Origin of the sequence: Paenibacillus sp. FSL R7-277 (genome assembly GCF_000517965.1) — a bacterium.
Taxonomy (GTDB): domain Bacteria; phylum Bacillota; class Bacilli; order Paenibacillales; family Paenibacillaceae; genus Paenibacillus_AQ; species Paenibacillus_AQ silagei.
Genome location: NZ_ASPX01000120.1, coordinates 23,512 through 44,947, shown reverse-complemented (window position 1 = coordinate 44,947; position 21,436 = coordinate 23,512). Strand labels below are relative to the sequence as shown.

Annotated in this window: 22 protein-coding genes; 6 read left to right on the top strand and 16 right to left on the bottom strand. The window is 55.1% G+C overall.

Going from position 1 to position 21,436, the window contains the following annotated elements; translation table 11 throughout:
* Window positions 1-108 precede the first annotated feature (108 nt).
* The 3 genes from C173_RS31485 to C173_RS31475 all read right to left on the bottom strand — a co-directional run bounded on the left by C173_RS31485 (window position 109) and on the right by C173_RS31475 (window position 3,134).
* On the bottom strand, window positions 109-1,005 hold the full coding sequence (locus C173_RS31485; RefSeq protein ID WP_051478731.1) for a sigma-70 family RNA polymerase sigma factor: 897 nt from the start codon (window positions 1,003-1,005) through the stop codon (window positions 109-111).
* Window positions 1,006-1,112: 107 nt separating this feature from the next.
* Window positions 1,113-1,559 carry a carboxymuconolactone decarboxylase family protein gene (locus tag C173_RS31480; protein WP_036733003.1) on the bottom strand — a complete coding sequence of 149 codons (447 nt, stop codon included), beginning with the start codon at window positions 1,557-1,559 and terminating at the stop codon, window positions 1,113-1,115.
* 120 nt (window positions 1,560-1,679) lie between these two features.
* Window positions 1,680-3,134: an MFS transporter gene (locus C173_RS31475; protein WP_036733000.1), complete on the bottom strand. Its 1,455-nt coding sequence runs from the start codon at window positions 3,132-3,134 to the stop codon at window positions 1,680-1,682.
* A 169-nt stretch (window positions 3,135-3,303) separates the two neighbouring features.
* Between C173_RS31475 and C173_RS31470 the strand changes: the two genes are divergently transcribed.
* Window positions 3,304-3,747: a MarR family winged helix-turn-helix transcriptional regulator gene (locus C173_RS31470; RefSeq protein WP_036732999.1), complete on the top strand. Its 444-nt coding sequence runs from the start codon at window positions 3,304-3,306 to the stop codon at window positions 3,745-3,747.
* A gap of 31 nt (window positions 3,748-3,778) precedes the next feature.
* Here C173_RS31470 and C173_RS31465 read toward each other — a convergent pair whose 3' ends face one another.
* Together C173_RS31465 and C173_RS31460 are read right to left on the bottom strand one after the other, a co-directional pair.
* Window positions 3,779-5,218, bottom strand: a complete 1,440-nt coding sequence (locus tag C173_RS31465) for a response regulator transcription factor (protein ID WP_036732996.1) — start codon at window positions 5,216-5,218, stop codon at window positions 3,779-3,781.
* A gap of 381 nt (window positions 5,219-5,599) precedes the next feature.
* The gene (locus tag C173_RS31460; protein ID WP_235192091.1) at window positions 5,600-6,475 is read right to left on the bottom strand and encodes an SMP-30/gluconolactonase/LRE family protein; all 876 of its coding nucleotides are present in this window, start codon (window positions 6,473-6,475) and stop codon (window positions 5,600-5,602) included.
* 135 nt (window positions 6,476-6,610) lie between these two features.
* Here C173_RS31460 and C173_RS31455 point away from each other — a divergent pair, with 135 nt between their 5' ends.
* On the top strand, window positions 6,611-7,237 hold the full coding sequence (locus C173_RS31455; protein WP_036732994.1) for a GyrI-like domain-containing protein: 627 nt from the start codon (window positions 6,611-6,613) through the stop codon (window positions 7,235-7,237).
* 2 nt (window positions 7,238-7,239) lie between these two features.
* Here C173_RS31455 and C173_RS31450 read toward each other — a convergent pair whose 3' ends face one another.
* The 5 genes from C173_RS31450 to C173_RS31430 all read right to left on the bottom strand — a co-directional run bounded on the left by C173_RS31450 (window position 7,240) and on the right by C173_RS31430 (window position 11,573).
* Window positions 7,240-7,905 carry a hypothetical protein gene (locus C173_RS31450; RefSeq protein ID WP_036732991.1) on the bottom strand — a complete coding sequence of 222 codons (666 nt, stop codon included), beginning with the start codon at window positions 7,903-7,905 and terminating at the stop codon, window positions 7,240-7,242.
* Complete coding sequence (locus C173_RS31445) at window positions 7,898-8,584, bottom strand: hypothetical protein (RefSeq protein WP_036732988.1); 687 nt, start codon at window positions 8,582-8,584, stop codon at window positions 7,898-7,900. Before C173_RS31445 ends, C173_RS31450 begins: the two co-directional genes overlap by 8 nt.
* Before the next feature lie 33 nt (window positions 8,585-8,617).
* Window positions 8,618-9,259, bottom strand: a complete 642-nt coding sequence (locus C173_RS31440; RefSeq protein ID WP_036732985.1) for a DUF4004 family protein — start codon at window positions 9,257-9,259, stop codon at window positions 8,618-8,620.
* 170 nt (window positions 9,260-9,429) lie between these two features.
* Window positions 9,430-10,761, bottom strand: a complete 1,332-nt coding sequence (locus tag C173_RS31435) for a vWA domain-containing protein (protein ID WP_036732982.1) — start codon at window positions 10,759-10,761, stop codon at window positions 9,430-9,432.
* A gap of 200 nt (window positions 10,762-10,961) precedes the next feature.
* Entirely contained in the window at window positions 10,962-11,573 is a 612-nt protein-coding gene (locus C173_RS31430; RefSeq protein ID WP_036732979.1) for a 50S ribosomal protein L25, read from the bottom strand.
* A 359-nt stretch (window positions 11,574-11,932) separates the two neighbouring features.
* On the opposite strand from C173_RS31430, the gene C173_RS31425 reads away from it, so the two are divergent.
* Together C173_RS31425 and C173_RS31420 are read left to right on the top strand one after the other, a co-directional pair.
* Window positions 11,933-12,208 carry a GNAT family N-acetyltransferase gene (locus C173_RS31425; RefSeq protein WP_036732976.1) on the top strand — a complete coding sequence of 92 codons (276 nt, stop codon included), beginning with the start codon at window positions 11,933-11,935 and terminating at the stop codon, window positions 12,206-12,208.
* 12 nt (window positions 12,209-12,220) lie between these two features.
* Complete coding sequence (locus C173_RS31420; protein WP_036732973.1) at window positions 12,221-13,078, top strand: GNAT family N-acetyltransferase; 858 nt, start codon at window positions 12,221-12,223, stop codon at window positions 13,076-13,078.
* A 383-nt stretch (window positions 13,079-13,461) separates the two neighbouring features.
* On the opposite strand, the gene C173_RS31415 is transcribed toward C173_RS31420, so the two are convergent.
* The 4 genes from C173_RS31415 to C173_RS31400 all read right to left on the bottom strand — a co-directional run bounded on the left by C173_RS31415 (window position 13,462) and on the right by C173_RS31400 (window position 16,246).
* Window positions 13,462-14,241 (bottom strand): hypothetical protein, encoded by a 780-nt coding sequence (locus C173_RS31415; protein WP_051478724.1) that lies wholly within the window; start codon window positions 14,239-14,241, stop codon window positions 13,462-13,464.
* Window positions 14,242-14,243: 2 nt separating this feature from the next.
* A complete protein-coding gene (locus C173_RS31410; protein ID WP_036732971.1) occupies window positions 14,244-14,696 on the bottom strand; it encodes a flavodoxin in 453 nt (150 codons plus the stop codon).
* A 260-nt stretch (window positions 14,697-14,956) separates the two neighbouring features.
* On the bottom strand, window positions 14,957-15,322 hold the full coding sequence (locus C173_RS31405; RefSeq protein ID WP_036732967.1) for a VOC family protein: 366 nt from the start codon (window positions 15,320-15,322) through the stop codon (window positions 14,957-14,959).
* A gap of 105 nt (window positions 15,323-15,427) precedes the next feature.
* Entirely contained in the window at window positions 15,428-16,246 is an 819-nt protein-coding gene (locus C173_RS31400) for a helix-turn-helix domain-containing protein (protein WP_036732964.1), read from the bottom strand.
* Window positions 16,247-16,526: 280 nt separating this feature from the next.
* Between C173_RS31400 and C173_RS31395 the strand changes: the two genes are divergently transcribed.
* Together C173_RS31395 and C173_RS31390 are read left to right on the top strand one after the other, a co-directional pair.
* Window positions 16,527-17,390: a class I SAM-dependent methyltransferase gene (locus C173_RS31395; protein ID WP_036732961.1), complete on the top strand. Its 864-nt coding sequence runs from the start codon at window positions 16,527-16,529 to the stop codon at window positions 17,388-17,390.
* Between the two features lie 3 nt (window positions 17,391-17,393).
* Entirely contained in the window at window positions 17,394-18,140 is a 747-nt protein-coding gene (locus C173_RS31390; protein WP_036732959.1) for an RluA family pseudouridine synthase, read from the top strand.
* A gap of 47 nt (window positions 18,141-18,187) precedes the next feature.
* On the opposite strand, the gene C173_RS31385 is transcribed toward C173_RS31390, so the two are convergent.
* Together C173_RS31385 and gyrA are read right to left on the bottom strand one after the other, a co-directional pair.
* On the bottom strand, window positions 18,188-18,631 hold the full coding sequence (locus C173_RS31385) for a MarR family winged helix-turn-helix transcriptional regulator (RefSeq protein ID WP_036732955.1): 444 nt from the start codon (window positions 18,629-18,631) through the stop codon (window positions 18,188-18,190).
* 179 nt (window positions 18,632-18,810) lie between these two features.
* Window positions 18,811-21,252, bottom strand: coding sequence for a DNA gyrase subunit A (gene gyrA, locus C173_RS31380; protein ID WP_036732953.1), 2,442 nt, complete (start codon window positions 21,250-21,252; stop codon window positions 18,811-18,813).
* Between the last annotated feature and the right edge of the window lie 184 nt (window positions 21,253-21,436).

The window sequence follows — 21,436 nt, the reverse complement described above, 5'->3', positions numbered from 1 at the left end:
ATGGGTGAGTTTTATTATTTTCTTTAACAACCAATAAGACACGCTGCCTTCCCTCTCCGGGGGCAACGTGTCTTATTGGTTGTTGTGCCGGGCATCAAGAACCGGACATCAGCGCTGCGGCAGCTCTGGCGGTACGATAATATGGGACAGCTTCGCAGGGTCCATCAGAAGGTACAGGCTCTGAATCCGTTCCCCGCTGGAATCCGTACTCAGGCAGAGCACGCACTTCACGACTCCCTGATCGGTGAAGATCAGACCCGGCTCGCCGTTCAGCAGCCCGCAGGAAGGCTTCCACTCCCGCAAATAGTGCATAACCCGCTTCGAGGTCAGCAGTGCAGTAACTCCCCGGCGGCCGGTCATCGGCCGGAGAATGGTATGCACCTCGCGGCCACCGCCGTCGGCAACCAGTACCGGATGCTCGCCCAGCAGCTCCAGCATGCCGCCAACGTCATAGGAGGTGAACGCGGCAGTGAAGCGCACCAGCAGATTCTCGGTGACTGCTCCATATCTGAGCGAGGGTAACCGGGAAGCCGGCTCTGTCTGCAGGATACGCTTGGCCCGGCTGAAGATCTGCCGGCAGTTGCTGCCCGACTTGCCTAACATTCCGGCAATGGCTTCATAGTCGTATTCGAAGGCCTCCCGCAGTACGAATACCGCACGTTCCGTGGGAGACAGACGTTCCAGCAGCACCAGAAAAGCATACGACAGATTATCCTTGCGTTCTGCCGCCGCTTCCGGGCCGTCATATCCCTCGCTTACCGGCTCAGGCAGCCACTCCCCGATATAAGTCTCTCTGCGGCTGCGTGCCGAGTTCAGCATATTGAGGCAGCGGTTGGTCACGCCTTTGGCCACATAGGCTTTGATATTCTGAATGCCGCTCCGGTCCCGGTGCTGCAGCTCGGCGAACATATCCTGCACCGCATCCTCTGCATCGGCAATCACGCCAAGCATCCGGTAGGCAATGGAGAAGGCATAGCCTTTATAGCTCTGATACAGCTCCTCCATACCGGGATTCTCCGCCACAGGTGTCTTGGCCTGAGCCGTTATTTTACCCCTGTCCACTTCATGCCTCCCCCCCTTCCTTACGATTCCGGCTGCTTCATTAACCGAAGTTAGCCGAAGCAGCCCGGGAACATCCCGGTTGTAATGGCAATCCGGTTCCAGCTGTTGATCGTATTGATCGCCATAATCCAGTCTACCAGTTCCTCTTCGCTAAAGTGCGTAAGCATCTTATGGTACAGCTCCAGCGGAACACCAGCTTCGCTGATCAGCGTGACCTGCTCGGCGAATTCCAGCAGCACACGTTCCTTCGCACTGAATAACGGCGCTTCGCGCCACACACTCAGCAGCAGAATATGATCGGCATAATTGCCCAGCTTCATCAGATCCTTGCCGTGCATATCCAGACAGAACGCACAGCCGTTGATCTGGGAGACCCTTATTTTAACCAGCTCATACAACACCTTATCCTTGCTGCGGCTTCCTGCATGCTGCTCCAGCGCCATCATTGCCCGGAATGCCGGGCCGTTAACCTCACGATAATTCATTCTTAGACTCAAATTAGGTCGCCTCCATTATGGTTGTATTGCTCTTCATAACTGTAGACAAGATAGAGCCGGTTGTTGTGACACAAAAAAAGCAGGACAGCGAAATTCCGCAGCCCTGCCCGTTTATTCCTGTTATGCGCTCAGGCTCTTGGCCCTGCGCGAGGAGAACAGCCGCCAACCGGTCAGGAGCGCCGATAACAGGCAGATCCCGGAAGAAGTCAGGAAGACTGCATGCATCCCCGAGAGGAACAGCTCCGGACGTCCTTCTACCAGCCCGGTTACCCGGTAGCCGGCCTTGCTGCTCATTACATTGAACAGGATAGAGGTGGCTAAGGTAATTCCGACGACCATCCCCACATTACGGACCAGCGAGTTCACGCTGCCTGCCGAGCCTAGCTGTGTTCGCGGCACCGTTGACATAATCAGCGAGTTGTTCGGTGAGCCGAACATCCCGCTGCCGATGCCGAGCATGGCGATCCAGACGCCGACCAGCATAACCGGACTGCCTTCATGCAGCCGGGCCAGCCCGAACTGGGCAACCACCATCACGATCAGCCCTGCGAAGGTGAGCAGCTCCGAACCGATTTTGTCCGACAATGCCCCGCTTAATGGAGCGACTATCACCATGCAGATCGGGTAGAGCATCAGCAGGAAGCCTGCATCGAAAGGGGACATGTTCAGCATATTCTGCGCATAAAACGGCGCGATGATATTGAAGCAGAAGTTCGAGACGAACACCAGAAAAGCACAGAATATGCTCAGTGAGAACAAGGGATTCCTAAACAGGGTAAGCTGAAGCAGCGGCTGGGCGCTGCGCTGCTCCACAATCAGGAAGACGATGAAGGTAATCACCGCAGCGGAGAGAGCGGCAATGATCCGGGTATCCCCGTATCCAAGCTGCTGGCCGAGCAGAAGTCCGGCGAACAGAGAAACGATGAAGACAGCAAACAGCAGGCTGCCGGGAACATCAATCCCTGACTTCACGCGTACCAGATCCTTCGGCAGTACCTTCCAGCCCAGTGCAATCGCCACAATTCCAATCGGCACATTCACCCAGAAAATATACTCCCAGCCCATCGACGATACGATAATTCCGCCTAAGCTGGGCCCCGCTATACTGCCGAGGGACACGAAGGTTCCAATCAAGCCGAGAGCCTTGCCGCGTTCCGTAGACGGGAAAATATCCGTAACAATGCCCTGGCTGTTCGCCATGGTCATCGAAGCACCGACTGCCTGCACTACACGGGAAGCAATGAGCAGCGGCAGGCTGTGGCTTAATCCGCAGAGCAGAGAGCCGATGGTGAAGACGACCATGCCCAGCTTGAACATCCTGATTTTGCCGGCAATGTCACCCAGCTTCCCGAAGAACAGAATTACTGAACAGATCGCCATCAAATACCCGGTTGTCACCCACTCCACCTGGGCTACCGGCAGCCCCAGCTCCTTCACCAGCACCGGCAGCGCAATATTCACAATACTTCCATCCAGTGTAGACATAAAAGTAAACAAATTAAGCACGATCAGAATCAGCCAGCGCTTCTTCTGTATCCCGGCATCCTCCTGATAGGTCGCCTCTAAGCTGCTCATCCACTAACACCCTCTTGGTTCAAATGTAATCTAGTTGCACACGCAACAAACTAATCCTTCACAGTGTACTGCAAATTAGTTGCGTACGCAACAAAATTACGGTAAGATCTGAGACAGGGCGGTATGCCTTAGGCAGGCTGCCGTTATAATCCTCAGCGAGGTGTCCATTGTGACTTTAAATAGAGAACCCATCGGGAAGCTGATCTCCCATCTTCACCGTCAGAACCAAAAAATACTGGCCAAGGAGCTGCTTCCCTACGGCATCGGCAGCGGAGGCCAGCATAGCTTCTTAAAGCTGGTGCTGAGTCATCCGGGGATCACCCAGGATCAGATGACCAGCCGGATTAAATGCGATAAAGCGACAACTACACGCTCCGTCAAGCTTTTGGAGGCCTCGGGATATATTGAGCGCCGGACAGATCCGACCGACCGGCGCTCCTTCCTGCTGTATCCAACTCCCAAGGCGCTCGATTTCGCCCCTGCCTTCCAGGCGCTGCTGGATGACTTCAACCGCGAGCTGTCCATGGACCTCACCGAGAGTGAGCTGGATACGCTGATAGATCTGCTCCATAAGGTCACCCGTAACTCAGACCGGCTGAACGGGCAGGGCTGAGCGTATTCATTAAGTAGAGAAAATCCAGCAGTCACTGCTGTCCCCCGTGTTCAGCCGCAAATAAGGCGCCTTGAAGCTGGCCTTCTGCGCGGAATTCACTCGGCAGCTTGCCGACATGCTCCCGGAACAGCTTGCTGAAATAACGGTCATCCCCGAAGCCGGACCTGCAGGCAATTTCACACACCGGGACAGGGGTCTCCAGCAGCAGTGCTTTCGCCAGCTCCAGGCGCATGCGCCGCAGGCACTCCCCGAAAGTCTCACCGGCAAAGCGGGCGAAGCACCGGCTGAAATAGCCGCGGCTCATATGGATAGCAGCGGCAACATCGCCCTGATTGATTTTATCGCCGGCATGGCTCTTCATATAACGCACAGCGCTGATCAGGCAGAGCATCACCTCTTGACTCAGGCCCAGCTCAATCATCCGGCGCTGGACATACCCCGTGAACTGATGCAGCCAGACTTGCCAGTGCCGCCAGTGCCGGTTGCACTCTGCCGCCAGCGCGAGCTGTTGCGCTTCCTCCGCCGTAAGCAGCAGCCGGCTCCAGCCCCGCAGCAGCTCTTGGCCAAAGTCCGCCACTGCCGCAGGGTCCGGCTGCTGCATCGCAACCCCGCTGAGGAACAGATCCCATTCTCTCCGCTCCAGCGTCCAGCGTAGATTCTGCGCCTGTACCAGCGCGGAAGGGACGCCCGTCTCCGGCCGTTGCCGCGCGGCCAGCGCCTGCAGTTCACCATAGTACAGCCTCGGGAGCGCCTGGCCGCCCGCCGCATAGAACAGCGCCTGCCGGGCTGACTGTTCCAGCACCGCAGCGATTCTCTTCAGCGGCTGACCGCGCACCCCCTCCAGCAGCGCCGCTGTCCAGCTTGTCCCAAGCACCGCTCCCAGCTCTCCTCCGATCCGTGCTGCATCCACAGGATACGGCAGCGGAGACAGCCACATTCCCGGCACAGCATGCAGCGTGGAATTTCTCACCAGAGACAGCGCGTACAGCTGCTCTTCCTTCAGTTCCGGCGTAAGCGGCACATATAGCAGCGCTTTGTCCTCAGCGATTACTTTTTGCTCTGCTTTTGAAGGGATGCTCTTGTTTCCGTCCTCCCACCTGATCCGCTCCACCAGTCTGCGGATGATTTCATCGGCATTCTCCGGCTCCAGCAGCGTTTTGACAATGTAATCCACCGCTCCCAGCCGCAGCGCCTCCTGCACATCATCGAATTCATGATGGCAGGTCAGCACCACGCACCGTACCGCGGGATACCGCAGCCTCACCTCCCGGATCAGCTCGAACCCGGTCATTCCCGGCAGCGACAGATCCACGAACAACAGATCCGTCTCCTGCTCGCGCAGCAGCTCCAGTGCCGCATGCCCGTCTCTGGCCTCTCCGGTAATCACCACCCCGAAGGACGGCCAATCCAGCAGTGAGATGAAACCCTTGCGCACCAGACGCTCATCGTCTACGACAACAGCCTTAATCATCGAAGTCCTCCTTGCTTTTGATAGGAATAATGATGGATACCGGGTTCCGTCTTTCTCACCGCTCTTCGTGAAAGCGTTTCAATATATAGATACAATACCATATTTTGTTTATTCTGAAAATAAAAAGGCATGCACTTCAGGCTTGAACTCGATGCTTGGTCGTCGCTGTGGTGAACCTCTGACTTCCGGCCGCTGTTGTCCCCAGATTTCATGATTTCTTACAACATAAAAAGAGCTGCTCACAGGCAGAATATCCGCCTTTTAAACAACTCCGCTTGTATTTCTACTTCACTATTTTAACCCTTCAGGCCTCATCATGCCCAACCACAATTTAAAGACTGATGCTCTACTAGGGCAAGCGACCCGCCCGCCTACCTTCACCTAAAAAGCCGCCCGATTAGCCTCCCGGCCCCTCACTCCAGGCTTGAACCGGAACAATCCGCCCGCCTGCGGCCAGCGTTCCTGCTCTTCTGCACTCATGTATCCGCGTGCCGTAGTGATGTACAGTTCGTCCAAATTCCCGCCGCCGAAGGTACAGGAGGTTACATAATGCGCCGGAACCTCAATTTTCTCCAGCTGCTCGCCTGTATGGGGATTCCACCGTGAGATACAACCCCCGCGCCAATGGGCAACCCAGAGCATGCCTTCACTGTCGATCGTCATCCCATCCGGCCAGCCTTCGCCTTCCGCCAACCGGATGACTGTCCGGCGCCCGCTTACCGAGCCGTCTGCCAGCGAATAATCCATTACATCGATCCCCTTGGTCAACGTGTCAATATAATACATGACCCCCAAGCTGTCGTTCCAGGCCAAGCCGTTGGAGATGCCGATCCCAGTCAATACCTGCCGGACCTCACCGGCGGACTCCATTACATACAGGCTGCCATCTCTTCCCGCAAACCTTCTGTTCATCGAGCCGAACCACAAGCGTCCACGGCTGTCGCATTTGGCATCATTCAGCCGGTTACCGGGAATTCCGGTCTCCACCGTTGCCAGCAGCTCCACAGGCTGATGCTCCATATATCTGTAGATCCCGTCCTCCATCGTCAGAATCCAGCCGCCGCGCTCCGCCGGTACGGCTGCACTTACCTTTCGCTCAAAGGAATGAATATCATCCGTCCCCTTGGCGGGGTCATAGAGATGTAATTCATTGCTGTCAACATCCATCCAATACAGTCTGTCCTTCCTGTGATCCCAATGGGGACCTTCTCCGAGTGCCGCCTTCGCAGCAACCACGCGTTCCATCGTTCCGCTCAACATAAATCCTCCTCTACTAAATACTCTTTCTATGTACTACTGCTCTTCAGCCTCCAGCCTCCAACCTGACATACACCTGTCCGGTTCGCATGCTATGCTGAATGCAGCACAATCCTATGAACTGAGGTGACCCATATGAAGGTCGAATGGAGAAAACAAGACAAAGCCCTATACCTCCCCCCTGCCGAACCGGGGCTGATTCAGGTACCCGCCTTCCCGTATTTCACCCTGCGTGGTGAAGGCAATCCCAACGGCAGCGCATTCGCAGAAGCAGTAGCTGTGTTGTATTCCTTGTCCTATGCAGTCAAGATGCTGCCGAGAAAAGGTCCCGCACCCGAAGGTTACTACGACTACACCGTCTTCCCGCTGGAAGGGGTATGGGATCTAAGCGAAGCCGGGCGCCGCTTATTCGTTCTTGATAAGAACGAGCTGGTATACACCATAATGATCCGGCAGCCGGATTTCCTGACCCCTCTGCTTGCTGCAGAAGTGCTGGAGCAGGTCAAGCGCAGCAAGCCGCACCCGCTGCTGGACAAGGCCGTCTTCGCCCGCATCGAAGACGGCCTGAGTGTACAAATGCTGCATATCGGCCCCTATGATGATGAACCGCACAGCTTCGCCAGAATGGAGCAATTCTGCTCTGCTCAGGGCCTGCTGCGGGAGTCTCACCTGCACCGCGAAATCTATATCTCGGATGCCCGGCGTGCCCGCCCGGAGAAGCTGCGAACCGTGCTGCGGTTCAAGGCCGCCCGGCAGGATTAACGCTACATTTTCACCGCATTCCTTACCGTTGAGCTCTTGTGCACCTCCAGCAACTCCCGGTACTCCACCGTCTCAATCTCGCAGCCGGGCCCGATCACAACGCTTCCGCCCCGGACGGTCTGCGCCTGCGTATGCTGAAGCTCGATCCGATCTCCTTCGATCAGCCGGGCCGCGAAGCTCATCTTCTTCCCGGGTCTAAGCAACGCGCCGGAACGGCTGCGCTTGATGGAGATGCTGCCGCCGCCGACCGTATCCGCCCTACAGGGGCCGAATAACGTCAGGTCGAGCCTCTCCGCATTTAATAGTCCGCTGACCTCCAGGACTCCGGTAATCTGCACCTGCTCTGCTTCACAATCGCCCGTAACTATGATCCCGCCGGTCAGCTTGATATCCTCAATCCGCAGCCCGCCGCCTGCCGTAAGCTCTCCTTGTCCGCGCAGGCTGGCTGCGTCTACCCGGCCCTTCACCTTGCACTCCCCGGTGATTTTGATATCCTGTACCCGAAGATTTCCTTCAACCGCTACCTCTCCGGTCTGCGCAAGCTTATGGCAGTCCACATCCCCGCTAAAGGTACATTCTCCCGTCACCTTTACATCCTTAAAAACTCCGCCGACAGAGCTTGACGTTCCGAGTATCTTCAGATCATGGCGTTCTACCGCTTCATTCACCGGTCTTCTCCTCCTTTCCCACCTGGGCACCGGGATGTACAGTCAGTCCCGTTCTATACTCCACCCGGCCAATCGAGCAGCCCTGTCCGATAATGACCGTACCGCCCCTCACTACATCTGCACTCGTGTATTCCAGATCTAGCGTATCTCCCTCGATGAGCTTGGCCCGCAGCCCGATTTTGAGCTTGGGGATCATTCCGCCGAGCAGTCTGCCCCAGGCCGCGTTACCTTTTTTGCGGATCACCAGGCTCTCCACGCCAATCTCCCCTGCCTCAGACTGACCCTGTAGCCCGAACTCCATCCGGCCCGCACTCAGCAGGCCCCCCACCGTGAATACCCCTTCACCGGTCAGCTCCTCCAGCTCACAATCGCCCTTCAGCTTCAGCATGCCGTCCATTACACAGCGCTCTCCCCGCAGACTGCCTTCTCCGTTCACTACTCCATTCAGCTTCATTTCACCAACCTGCAGATTGCCCTTCAGATTGAGAGTTCCGTTCATCTCCAGCTCATCGGCCGTGAGGTCACCCTTCTGCTTCATCACGCCGTCACAGCTATAGGTATGTGCGTGGAGCGCTCCGTTCATCTTACTGACACCGTTGATATTAACTTTGTTATATCTGCCTCCGGCAGCTGTGTTGACCCCATCCATCACCAGATCCGGCAGTTCATTCTTCTCCATGGTCCAGCCTCCTGTGGTTTACTGTTCCTTACTCTATAAGCCGTCTTCAGTCAAACGTCTATTCAGTAGTTCCGCCAGATCGGCAGAGCGAAGCCTGCTCACCAGCCGTACCCCCTCTTCGAAGGCCAGCCCCGCTCCCGGCAGTGCCATAATGAAGAAGCTAACCCCCATCTTCCGCAAAAAAAACAGCTCCCACCCCTTCTCCCCGTACCCCGGCGCATGACTCTCCAGCGTCTGATAGAGCCGGTCTGCTTCCTCCCAGCTGAGCTCCCCCTTACTGAGCAGCCAATCTGCCGCAAATACATTAAGAATCTGCTCGAAGCTCAGCGGTAAGCCCTCGGCCTCCGGTCTCCCGAACCGCTCCAGACTACCCGCCGAAACAATGTTACGTTCCTTTAGCTGGGATACAGTTAAGCTGATTCTGTACGAGGATGCCGGCTCTGACAGCTTATCCGCCAATTCATCCAGGGAGAGATCATCCTTCTTCTGTAAAATATGCTGTACCCGCCCCAAAATCCGCGCCCGCGGAAAAAAGGTCTCTTGTCCCGTAAAGGTAGATTTGCGGATGAACCATTCCTCAGGAATCAACTGCTTCCGCTTCCAGCGGTACAACTGCCCGTAAGAGATTCCTGTCTCATCGAGCAGCTCCTTTTTGGAGATTAAATCCTCTTCCATATCACCACTCCTTGCGCTCATCGTAACATAACACTGTTACGTTGTAAACTGACAAGCTGCCTAAATCGCTCCCCTCCAGTGCAACAGCGCCTCCTCCTATCCACTCCTTCATAAAAAACAGAGCAGAACCTAGCCCTTACCGGCTTCGGATCTGCCCGCTATACTTCATTCTATGAACGCACAACGCCCTTCTGCCGGGCTTCACGCAGCCATTTCGGGTACTCGTTGAACAGCCGGTCATACAGGTCCTCATCGCTGACCTCGTCCAGATCATCCAGCGCGAAGAAATCGGCATTATCCACATAACGGCCCCGCAGATCGTCAAGCTCACGGAGTACGCCATAATCCGCATTGCCCAGTCCCACAAACTGCCAGAAGATATTATGCTTCGAGCTCTGGATCAGCAGCTTCGATATTTTGGGCGTCTCATAGATGCCCCCGTCGCTGAAGAAGACCACATATACCGGCAGGTCGCCCGGCTCCTCCTTCGTATATTTCTTGATCAGATCCGCCATAACCACCGGCTCATTGTTCCCGATGCCCAGTCCCCCGAACATCTTCGGTCCCGGATAGGTCCGCTTCACATAATCCTCATATCCGTGTTCATTCACGCTTGGCATTCTCTTACTCTTAGTGGCGAAGAACCAGACATCCAGCATTCCGTCATCATCCATCTTGGCAGCCACAGCCAGCACCCGTTCAAAAGCCCGCTGCACGACTCCCTTCGCATATAATTGCGCCATGGAGCCAGATGCATCGAACACCACGGCCACCCTTGCCTTCTCCTGGTCAAGATTCTTCTTGCGCAGTGAAATTCCGACCTGCTGCTTCAGGAGATCAATCTTCGTCAAATTCAGGGCAGGCCGGGGAGCCTCCTCCTGGACTGCTTCCTTAGGAGGTCCGCTGTATGCAGCCGCTGCTTCCGTATGGCCTGACACCGGTTGAGCCTCTGCTCCGCTGCCGTGCTCCGGCGCTTCGTCTTCCACCTCGACCCCGTGCGCTTCCGCCAGCGGCTTAAGTCCGCCATGAAAGCCCCGTCCAACCGCGCGAAGCTTGAAGCCCCCGCCATGGCGGTACAGCTCTGCCAGCACGAGCGAGGTCTCGGCGTTACCGTCCATAATTTCATATACCAGCTCCGTACCCTTCCCCGCCGCGCTGATTCTGCAGCCTCTGACATCGGCGAAGGTTCCGGGACCGTCCAGCGTAGCCGCGAAGACGCATTTATCAATGCCCGAGGCGCTAAGCGCACGCAGATCAATGGCGAATTCCCCGCTGTATTTATCGATAGGATTGAATACGACCGTGTGCTTAGGATCAGCTGGCTGATTATAAAAGATAAAGAAATCATCGGACGGAACCTTCCCGTTCCCGCCCACCATGAAGCAGCTGATATCCAGAATCGCCGGAGAACTGCTGCAGGATATCTTCACGGTTGCCTGGGTGGAAGCCTCGTCCAGCTTCGCATTGGAGCCGCTTACCAGCTTGATTATATTAGGATTCATGAATGCACTCTCCTACTCTCATATGTAATACCAGGATGTACCAGATTCCGCTTCCGCAAAAAGGAGCAGACCATTCCCTGCTAAGGATATGTCTGCTCCTGGTTGATCAAAGATTATGACTCTCCATATACAGCCGTTATCTCAGGCTGTCTGCGGAGTTCTCTGCATATAGAGATGCGATGGCTACAGCCAGAAAAGTCTTATTCTTCAGACTTCTCAGCTTCGGCTGCTTCCTCAGCTGGTGCGGCAGCAGCTTCATCAGCCGGCTCCTCCATCACGAGCGGAGGCGAGATCCGCACGATCAGCGTATCTTCAGGGGTAAGGATCTCCCAGCCTTCATGCTTCGGCAGATCGGACACCAGCAATTGATCACCGATATCGAGGCCGCTGATATCTACTTCGAGGTTTGCTTCCAGCTTGTCCGGCAAGGTCCGGATATCCAGCTCATACAGCTCCACCTGCTGCACGCCGCCGCTCTTGACGCCGATAGGATCACCTGTGAAGTGGAAGGCTACCTTGGTATCCAGATCAGCCTTCATGTCAATCTGCTGCAAGTCTACATGAAGCAGCGTACGGGATAACGGCTGGCGCTGCACTTCCTGAATAACCGCATTCTTTGAGCCGGAGCCCGGGAATTCCACCTTCAGGATGGCACGCGGATTTTTGCCGAGAATATCATTAAGTGTTTTGGCATCTGCTGAGAAGGACTGGGTATCTGAACCTGCACCGTAAACTACAACCGGTACAAAACCTTTGCTGCGCTGGGATGAATTCGATCCGGATCTTTCAGTCAAGCGTACTGTGGTATTCATGATATTTCCTCCTAATAGTTTTTTGAGCGCTACGCCCTTTTCGTTAAGAAAGCCGGGCAAGTTGCCGGGGGCGGCGTACGCCAAGTAGTGTCAGCATAGCTGCATTAAAAAACAAGACCAATTAGCTCTTATGTCTAATCAGTCTCTTATTAACCATATTTGCCCGCTATGGAATCAGTATAGCACCGGGAAAAGAACAAGTCAAAATAGGGTAAAATTCAAATCCAATCCATATTTATAAATGATTACGCTGAAATCACACGCTGTAAATGACCTACGGTGCCTCTCTTCCCCTTTCTCGCTTTTTGCCGCACAGGGTAGTAAAATAAAACCACTATACCCGAATGGAGTGAAGATACATGGAACAGATTGCAAAGGGAGAAGGACGTTTCTATATCGCTGGTGACGGAAAAGACCTGGCCGAGATTACATACAGAACCGAAGAGAACACAGGGAATCTGGTGATTGACCATACCTTTGTCTCCGAAGATCTGCGCGGCCAGGGGGCTGGAGAGAAGCTCGTGCGGGCGGTCGTTGACCTGGCCCGTGAGCAGAGTGTCAAGATTGTACCGGTGTGCCCGTATGCGGCCCATCAATTCGAGAAGCACGAGGAATACAAGGATGTACTCAAATAGGAGGAAGAACGTTTGACGAATACAGATACACTGAAACAGATTGAAGAGCTGCAGCAGCGCTGCGAGCAATATGAAGGAATCTCGCTGAAGCTGAACTGGGACATGCTCCGGCAGCCCAGTGTAGCAGGCGGTGCAGAGTGGCTTTTGACCTATGAGGACGGCCTGCTGGTCGGCTTCATCGGCCTGTACGGCATCGGCGGTGATATGGAGGTATGCGGCATGGTCCGGCCGGGCTACCGCCGCCGGGGGATCTTTAGCTCCCTCTGGGAACAGGCCCAGGCCATCATCCGCAGAGGGAAGACGAAGACGCTGCTGCTGAACACCCCTGCGGCTTCGGCTTCAGGCAATGCCTATCTGAAGACCTTGCCGCTTGCCTTCAGCCATTCGGAGTTTCAGATGAAATGGGATGGTGCGGGCAGCAAGGTTAGAGCCTCAGAGGCCAGCTCGGCCTCAGGCAATGTCATGCTCCGGCCTGCACGTCCGGAGGAGACCCCTCTACTCATCGCCTTCGACTGCGACGGGTTCCAGATGACCGAAGAGGACGCCGCTGAAATGTATGAGCTGCACGAACAGGAAGGCTCACAGGAGCATATCATCATTGAGCTCAGCGGCCAGCCCGCCGGGAAAATGCGTCTGTGGTCCGAGGACAACGAAACCTGGATCTACGGATTTACGGTGGACAAGAAGCTGCGCGGTCTCGGCATCGGCCGGAGTGCCCTGCAGCAGACCATTGAGCGGGAGCAGCGGAATTATAACGGAGTGAATCTGGAGGTTGCGCTGGATAACCCGAATGCACTGCGGCTCTATGAGAGCTGCGGCTTCGTCATTCAGAGCCAGCAGGATTATTACACCTATCCTTTGAACGGCTAGCCTGGCAACGAGTATTTCAAGAAGCATACATTTAGCCCATATGCCTGCGCACCAGCACAATGTATGCTGTTTTTCGCATACTTTCGGGCCAAACGCCTGCATGTGAGCACAATGTATGCTGTTTTTCGCATACATTCGGCCCATGCGCCTTCGTGTGAGCACAATGAATGCTGTTTTTCACATACATTTGCGCCAACGCCTGCTGGCTAGCACAATGTATGCTGTTTTTCGCATACATTTGCGCCAAACGCCTGCTGGCTAGCACAATGTATGCTGTTTTTCGCATACAATTCCTAAACAATCAAAAAGCATCCCCTCACGGTCAAATGACCCTGAAGGAGATGCTTTTTGTATCGTCTCCAATTCCAATTCATCGTCTGCTTCTACATCAGTCCGTAGCCCCGCACCTGGGCTTCATCCCGGTCGCTGCGGCGGTTGCTGCATTTCACGCAGCCTGCTGCCTGTTCCTCCCGTTCCAGGAAGACAGACAGCAGGCGCACATAATCCAGCGATTCCTGCAGGGGCATGCCTGCCCCGTCATATAGCTGCCTGCGGCCATCCAGCAGCGAGTAGATGGCGATCGTCTCCGCCGGCTTCCCGTAAGCCTTATGGCAGAATACATTCGCCATATGCAGAAATCCGGTAATCACCTGCGGGTCAGCATGTACCATGAATTTCTGGATATTCAGACTGCGTCCCGTAAGCTTTGAATTCCAGGCCAGCTGAAAAATCACCGCCAGCTCAATCTCAAGCTCCCGGACAGGAACATGCCACTGTTCGAACCGCATCACCGGAATCTCTCCGGTGTAACTGCCTGCGACAATCCGCATCAGCTCATCGGCCACCGCCTGCTTGACATCCCAGTAATGCATCAGGGAAGGAAAAGCATTGCCCTTCGGCGGCCAGCGGCGCTCCAGCAGAAACTGGACAGGCGTCTCCCGGCGCACCTCGGGCCGCAGACTGTAGTAGTCATTAAGCGTATGTCCGACTGCAAATTGAACCTGCTGTCTCCAGCGGGGAAGTCCGGTAGCGGGAGCTCCGCTGCCGGCCGCCTCGGCCCCGCCCAGCATGATGTGCTCCATGCGGTAATCGTTCAGACGTCTGTACCGGCCAGCTTCAGCATCCGGCATCGTTCCTGTGATGTCTCCTGCCGCCGCGCCCATCCTTAAGAGACCGCCGCGCAGATCTCGATGAACTGGCGCCCGTAAGTGCGGCAAGCCTCTTTTTCCGCTGCATTCGGACCGTATTCAATCTTCAGGCTGGGCTGCACAATCTCTGCCCCGCGCTCCTTCAGCTTCTCTTCAATCTGATCCACTGCTCCGCAGTAGATCGCATACCCGGTGTCTCCGCTTCCGAAGGCCGCCGCCTTACAGGCGCTGAGATCCAGCTCATCCAGCTCTTCATAGAAATCCAGGAATTCATCCGGCAGCTCGCCGTCTCCCCATGTGTACGCACCCAGCATTACAGCCTCATACGCTTTTATCTCATCCGCATTGCAGTCCATGACCGATTTCAGTACGGCCTCTCCGCCTGCCGCGCGTATTCCTTCCACGATCAATTCAGCGATTTCCTCCGTATTGCCAGTCAAGCTGGCATATGCCACTAGCACTTTAGCCATGACTTTTATCCTCCCAGGGTCCAAATGAAATGTATTCTCTATAATCCGGTCCCTTAAGCAGACCGCATCTTACTTACCTTAATACTGTGTTAATCTCATTCTATTTGATAATGATTATCATTGTCAATATTAAAAAAGCGATCCTTCTCTTATCCTGGCCACCCTTGCCGCATAATACAAGCAGCGCCAGTCCAGGACATAACTGCTGCCCGGAGCTGACGCTGCTCAGTATTACTATTATCATATGATGTGTGGAACGATTAATATCCGCCTTCCAGCAAGGTAATTGCGTTGCCGTCGGGATCACGGAAATTCATCTCTTTACCGCCGTACTCCATGGTTGCAGGAGGCTGGCAATCCAGTCCTTTCGCCTTCAGCTGCTCATACGTTTCGTCCAGACTGCCGCAGGAGAATACCAGATTAACGGTGCCGGTGGTAAGGTTCTCCCACTTGTCTGCGTTCCATATAATGATGCCGGGCTGGCTGGCGTCTATCGCAATTTTGGCCCCGCCAGCTTCTCCATAGCCCTCGAATGGAACCGGAATGCCCAGTACCTCCGAATAGAATGCTACCAGAGCTACGGGGTCTTTACTGTACAGGTTGATGCCGTCAAAAGCTGTAATCATAATGATATCCTTCCCTTCATTGCTTGTATTGTGATCGGGCTGGTGTCAGCCGTTCTATCCTCATTGTACTTCTGCCTGAATAGCTTGTATTGCAAAAAAACGACATCAGCGCCGGGCATGACTCAGCGCATCCAGCGGAGTTCTGCCTGCGAACTTCTTGAAATTGTTGATCAAATGCGACTGGTGGCTGTACCCGTAGGTGAACACCATATCCTGCATTACGCCCTTGGTCTGGGAGGAACGGTACAGGTCACGCCAGACATTCTGGAAACGGATAAGATCGGCCACCTTTTTGGGCGGAAGGCCGATATGCTCCCGGAACAGCCGTTCAAGCTGGCGGCTGCTTAAGCCCGAGCTGCTCTCCAGCGCCCCTGCCGTCATGATCCCACGTGCTGTAAGCAGCCTGTGGACCGCGTTCATCATCCCGTCACTGCTGCGGTTTCCCCGCTCCAATCTCCGCAAAAGGAATGCTTCAGCAGCAGCGATGCGCTCAGTCATTGTGCGGATATGCTGGAGCCTGTCTCCCAGCTCCTTACGGAAGGTTCTGAAATAATACTCTACCGGAACATGAACATTCAATACCTCCGTCAGCGGCTCGTCTGCGAACAAATGAACGGACCAGAAATGAAACCGGATGGCGAAACGCTCTTTAGTAACAGGCTCTGCTGCTTGTCCTGCCTCAAACGGAGTGTCGTTAATCCCGCAAAAAATCCCGCCGGACTCCCCTGTCCGCTCATCCCATTCCCATATGATGTCCATGCAGCTATCAGGTATGATAGTCTCCGTCTGCTGCGGCAGCCGGGGCTGTGCTCCTGATCCCCAGTAGCAGCGGATATACGGCTGAAGCAGCCTGCCCGGCAGATACTCGCCGCCCCCGGCCGGATTGGCCGTTATCGGATGATACAGCGCCGAAAGATTATACATCCCAGTGCAGCCTCCTTCCTTTGCTGTAACCTTGTATTCAGATCATACACAATCCCTGTACGAAGTGCCAGAACACCTGCTTTTCGATTGGCCAAGCCCCCTGCTTACTGAATGATTAGTTGCAAAATGGATCTGCCCTGCTTTTCCTGGTAATATTATACGCCTCTTGCTTGTTGGCTACACTGGGAATAGTCGCTGCTTTGCAACCATTTTGTTTGTAGCTGCAGGCTTAAATGTTGTACAATAAAGGCTAAATGACTTTTTGAAGGATGGATTAATAATGTATCTAGCCAGTGATTGGAAAGACTATGAAGTGATCGATACCGGGGGCGGGGAGAAGCTCGAACGCTGGGGCGATATTATCCTGCGCCGGCCGGACCCGCAGATCATCTGGCCGCTGGCCAGCGAGAGCGCCAAATGGCGGGATGTACACGGACATTATCACCGCAGCTCCGCCGGTGGCGGGCAGTGGGAGATGAAGAAGACGATACCGGAGGACTGGAAAATCAGCTACGGCAAGCTGAAGTTCCACCTCCGTCCAACGAACTTCAAGCACACCGGGCTGTTCCCGGAGCAGGCGGCCAACTGGCGCTGGATGATGGACAAGATCGCAGCGGCTAACCGGCCGATCTCCGTCCTCAACCTGTTCGCTTATACCGGCGGAGCCACTGTTGCGGCAGCAAGTGCCGGAGCCTCCGTCGTGCATGTCGATGCAGCCAAGGGGATGGTTCAATGGGCCAAGGAGAATGTAGCCCTGTCCGGTCTTGCCGACAAGCCGCTCCGCTTCATTACCGATGATGTATTCAAGTTCGTCCAGCGCGAACAGCGCCGCGGCAGCAAATATGATGCTATTATTATGGACCCGCCGTCCTACGGAAGAGGGCCGGGCGGAGAAATGTGGAAGCTCGAATCCAGTCTTTATCCGTTCTTGGAGAGCTGCATGGAGATTATGAGCGACCGTCCGTTATTCATGCTGATTAATTCCTACACGACCGGCATCTCGCCAACCGTACTGCGCAACATGCTGTCAATGACGATGGGCAAGCGCTATGGCGGCAAGCTGAATTCCGGTGAGATCGGCTTGCCGATTACAGCCTCCGGCATGAATCTGCCTTGCGGGATTCTGGGCCGCTGGGAGGCGTAAGCCATGACCGGAACGAATAACGGCGCAGCAGGAGAATCCGGCAGCAGCCCCTCCCGGTTCGAGATTCTATATGAGGACAACCATCTGCTCGGCATTGTGAAGCCTGTGAATATTCCCGTTCAAGAGGATGCTACAGGCGACCCGGATCTGCTGACCCTGCTGAAGGAAGATGTGAAGGAACGCTACGCGAAGCCGGGCAACGTCTTCATGGGCCTGGTTCACCGGCTGGACCGTCCTGTTGGCGGGGCGATGATCTTTGCCAAGACCTCGAAGGCAGCCTCCCGGCTATCCGAGAGTGTGCGCACCCACGCCTTCCAGAAGGTCTATCTGACAGTGGTGCATGGTCAGCTTCCGGGCGCAGAGGCCCGGCTGGAGCATACGCTGCTGAAGGACCCTAAGAGCAATACCGTCCAGGCCGTCCGGGAGGGAACGCCAGGCGGCAAGCAAGCCATCCTTGATTATACCGTGATTGGTACGGCAGAAGGCTATTCGCTGGTGAGGATTGACCTGCTGACCGGCCGCTCCCACCAGATCCGCGTTCAGCTCAGCGATGTTGGATGTCCGCTATATGGAGATCAGAAGTACGGCGCGGCCGTGAACAGACCGGGACAGCAGATTGCCTTATGGTCTGCACTCACCCGGTTCCCGCATCCGGTGACCAAGGAAGAAGTCGAGCTGCTCTCCCTGCCTCCCCGTTCCTATCCCTGGAATCTTTGGACTCCGCAAATGCAAAAGCAGGCTATCCTTTAACGGACAGCCTGCTTTTTTGCATGATCATATAGGTTCTCAGTAGGTGCTTATACGGACTGTACCGAAGCTGCGTCATCCACGGCCGGGGCAACCGCCATCTTGCCCATGAGGTAGAGCAGCAGCTGCTGATTATGGGAGGAAATGGGGTCCAGCGCTTCTGCAAAAAAATCACTGCGGACCTTCAGTCCGCGCAGCGTCTCCCGCTGGCCTGTCTCGGTGATGCTCACCCAGACAATTCTGCGGTCTGAGGCATCGCGTTCACGGACAATCAGATTATGCTTCTCCATCCGGTCAAGCAGCATCGTTACGGCCGCCGGGCTGGTGGCCAGATGAGGGGCCAAATCAGAAGGCTTCATCGCATCACGCTCCTGCAGTAATTCCAGTACGGTAAGCTGGGCATCAGTCAGTGTAGGGGCAAGCTTGCTGTCCATATGTAGCTTATAGTCCTTTAATATCTTATGCCAGATTTTACTGAATTCAGTGGAGTGCACACTTATTCCTTCCTTTCCTGCGGATCTCTATAAGGTATATTTACTTTTTCGCCAGAAAAATTCCAAATCCTTCAAGGCCCAAAAAATAAAATCATATCTGCAACTATTCCCCCCAAATTAAAAGCGCGGGCAGCCTGTTACTCCTGAGCTGCCCGCGCCGTTCCATGCGGTATTATATTTTACTTGACTGCCTGAAAAAGAATGGCGATCTCGTCCTTCTTCTCGACAGCAACCAGCTGCTTGCCTGTAGAACGGCGTTCAGCAATCGGTGCCGATTCGGAAGAGAAGGAATGTACCGCGCCGCTCTGGGTGATGGCGGTCACCTCCAGCGGCTCCTTGCAATAGAATGCGCCTGCCAGCCTGCTGCCGTTCGGGCGGACACGCTTGCCTTCCTTGAACTCGAAGGTTGGCATCCCTTTGCCTCCGCGGCTCTGTGAAGGATAATCCACCATCAGGGAGCGCTTGGCATAACCGATGTCAGATATCGCCAGGATCTCACCTTCATCCTCGCTGACCCAGAAGCAGGAGACCACCTCATCTCCTTCACGGAGCTGAATTCCCCTAACTCCTGTGGCCACCCGGCCCATAGGATTCACTTCATTCTCACGGAAACGGATGCTCATGCCCTCACGGGTAATCAGCACGATGTCCTTGTCACCCCTGCTGTGCGCCACTGTAATGATCTCATCGCCTTCGGCCACCTTACAGGCGGCAACGGCTCCGGAACGGCTTGTAGAGTACTCCTTGAGCTCGGTACGCTTCACCTGCCCCTTGCGGGTGATGAAGACCAGACTGGCCAGCGGGTCCTCCAGGTTGCCGACCGGCAGTACACTGACGACACTGTCTCCCTTATTCAGTCCGATCACGTTGACGATGGCCGTCCCCGGATCTTTCCATTTGAACTCTGGAATCTGGTGCACGGGAAGCAGGAAGTATTGACCCTTGCGGGTGAATACGAGCAGGCTCTCCCGGGTATTCAGATCCAGCAGCTTGACGATATGATCGCCATCCTTGACGCCTGAAGAGTGGCGCTCCCCGCCCGAACGGGTGAAGGACAGCATGCCGGTCCGCTTGATATAGCCGTCCGCAGAGAGCGCAACCAGCACATCCTCCGCATTGACCAGAACCTCCATGTTAACCTTAAGTTCCTCTACCTCGCCCTGAATCAGGGAACGGCGGTCGATTCCGTATTTGTCACGGATCTCCAGCAGCTCCTTGCGGATAACGGTAATCAGCTTCTTGTCGCTGTCCAGAATCCCCTGGAGCACAGCAATCCGGGCCAGCATCTCATCCAGCTCCTTCTGCAGCGAATGAATCTCCAGATTGGTGAGACGGTACAGCTGCAAGGTAAGGATAGAATCAGCCTGTCTTTCGCTGAAGCCGAACATCCATACCAGATTATTCTGGGCATCCTGGCGGTTCTTCGATGCCTTGATGGCAGCGATCACTTCGTCCAGAATATTCAGCGCCTTGACCAGTCCCTCTAAGACATGGGCACGGTCCTCCGCCCGTTCCAGATCGAACCGGGTACGGTGAGTGACCACTTCGCGCTGATGGGCAATGTAGGCTTCAAGGATCGCTTTGAGCCCCAGCTGCTGCGGAGCCTTGTTAACGATGGCTACCATGTTGAAGTTGTAGGTGACTTGGAGGTCGGTTTTTTTGAGCAGATAGGCTAAGACGCCTTGTGCATCTGCCTCCTTCTTCAGCTCCACCACGATGCGCAGGCCCTCACGGCCGCTCTCATCGCGGACCTCGGCGATCCCTTCAATTTTTTTCTCCAGACGGATGTTCTCCATGGAGGTCACCAGCCGTGACTTCACGATCTGGAAAGGCACCTCGGTGATCACGATCTGCTGCTTCCCGCCGCGCAGATTCTCAATCTCCGTCTTGGAACGCAGATAGATTCGGCCTTTGCCGCTGCGGTAAGCATCCATAATGCCGTCTCCGCCCATAATGGTTCCGCCTGTCGGAAAGTCCGGCCCCTTGATGAAGGTCATGATATCCTCAAGCGCAATGTCCGGCTTCTGCATGACCGCGATGCAGGCGTCGATGACTTCCCGCAGGTTATGCGGTGGAATCTCCGTGGCGAATCCGGCCGAGATCCCGCTCGTCCCGTTCACCAGCAGATTCGGATAACGGGAGGGAACAACCACCGGCTCCTTGGCCGTATTATCGAAGTTGTCCTTGAACAGTACGGTGCGCTTCTCAATATCGCGCATCATCTCCATGGCAATCGGAGACAGACGCGCTTCTGTGTAACGCATCGCCGCCGCCGGGTCATCATCCATGGAACCCCAGTTGCCGTGTCCGTCTACCAGCACATGCCCCATCTTCCACGGCTGTGCCATCCGCACCATCCCGTCGTAGATCGAGGAGTCCCCGTGGGGATGGTAGTTACCCATTACATCACCGACGGTTTTGGCTGACTTGCGGTATGGCTTATCCGGCGTATTGCCGGAATCGTACATGGCATACAGAATCCGGCGCTGCACGGGCTTCAGCCCGTCGCGCACATCGGGGATCGCCCGGTCCTGAATGATATATTTGGAATACCGGCCAAACCGGTCACCCACGACCTCTTCCAGAAAAGCCGGCAAAAATTGCTCTGATAAACTGCTCATATCCTCTTCACCTTCTGTTCCTCATTCTGTCCGCGTTTTTAAAGATTGATGATCTGACGCTTGGCGCTGAGATATTCAACCAATTTGCTTCAAAACGAGATCGTAATCTGAATAGAAGGGATGAGCGTAACTGCGGTGATCTTGGACTTCCGGCCGCTGTTGTATTTAGATTTCTAATTCATAC

What these genes read in the sequence shown, in the direction of transcription:
- C173_RS31465 (WP_036732996.1), bottom strand. Translation starts at nt 5,218, where the DNA reads ATGATTAAGGCTGTTGTCGTAGACGATGAGCGTCTGGTGCGCAAGGGT.
- C173_RS31430 (WP_036732979.1), bottom strand. Translation starts at nt 11,573, where the DNA reads ATGAATACCACAGTACGCTTGACTGAAAGATCCGGATCGAATTCATCC.
- C173_RS31440 (WP_036732985.1), bottom strand. Translation starts at nt 9,259, where the DNA reads ATGGAAGAGGATTTAATCTCCAAAAAGGAGCTGCTCGATGAGACAGGA.
- C173_RS31390 (WP_036732959.1), top strand. Translation starts at nt 17,394, where the DNA reads ATGACCGGAACGAATAACGGCGCAGCAGGAGAATCCGGCAGCAGCCCC.
- C173_RS31415 (WP_051478724.1), bottom strand. Translation starts at nt 14,241, where the DNA reads ATGGGCGCGGCGGCAGGAGACATCACAGGAACGATGCCGGATGCTGAA.
- C173_RS31485 (WP_051478731.1), bottom strand. Translation starts at nt 1,005, where the DNA reads ATGGAGGAGCTGTATCAGAGCTATAAAGGCTATGCCTTCTCCATTGCC.
- C173_RS31455 (WP_036732994.1), top strand. Translation starts at nt 6,611, where the DNA reads ATGAAGGTCGAATGGAGAAAACAAGACAAAGCCCTATACCTCCCCCCT.
- C173_RS31435 (WP_036732982.1), bottom strand. Translation starts at nt 10,761, where the DNA reads ATGAATCCTAATATAATCAAGCTGGTAAGCGGCTCCAATGCGAAGCTG.
- C173_RS31475 (WP_036733000.1), bottom strand. Translation starts at nt 3,134, where the DNA reads ATGAGCAGCTTAGAGGCGACCTATCAGGAGGATGCCGGGATACAGAAG.
- C173_RS31405 (WP_036732967.1), bottom strand. Translation starts at nt 15,322, where the DNA reads ATGATTACAGCTTTTGACGGCATCAACCTGTACAGTAAAGACCCCGTA.
- gyrA (WP_036732953.1), bottom strand. Translation starts at nt 21,252, where the DNA reads ATGAGCAGTTTATCAGAGCAATTTTTGCCGGCTTTTCTGGAAGAGGTC.
- C173_RS31400 (WP_036732964.1), bottom strand. Translation starts at nt 16,246, where the DNA reads ATGTATAATCTTTCGGCGCTGTATCATCCGATAACGGCCAATCCGGCC.
- C173_RS31395 (WP_036732961.1), top strand. Translation starts at nt 16,527, where the DNA reads ATGTATCTAGCCAGTGATTGGAAAGACTATGAAGTGATCGATACCGGG.
- C173_RS31410 (WP_036732971.1), bottom strand. Translation starts at nt 14,696, where the DNA reads ATGGCTAAAGTGCTAGTGGCATATGCCAGCTTGACTGGCAATACGGAG.
- C173_RS31445 (WP_036732988.1), bottom strand. Translation starts at nt 8,584, where the DNA reads ATGGAGAAGAATGAACTGCCGGATCTGGTGATGGATGGGGTCAACACA.
- C173_RS31425 (WP_036732976.1), top strand. Translation starts at nt 11,933, where the DNA reads ATGGAACAGATTGCAAAGGGAGAAGGACGTTTCTATATCGCTGGTGAC.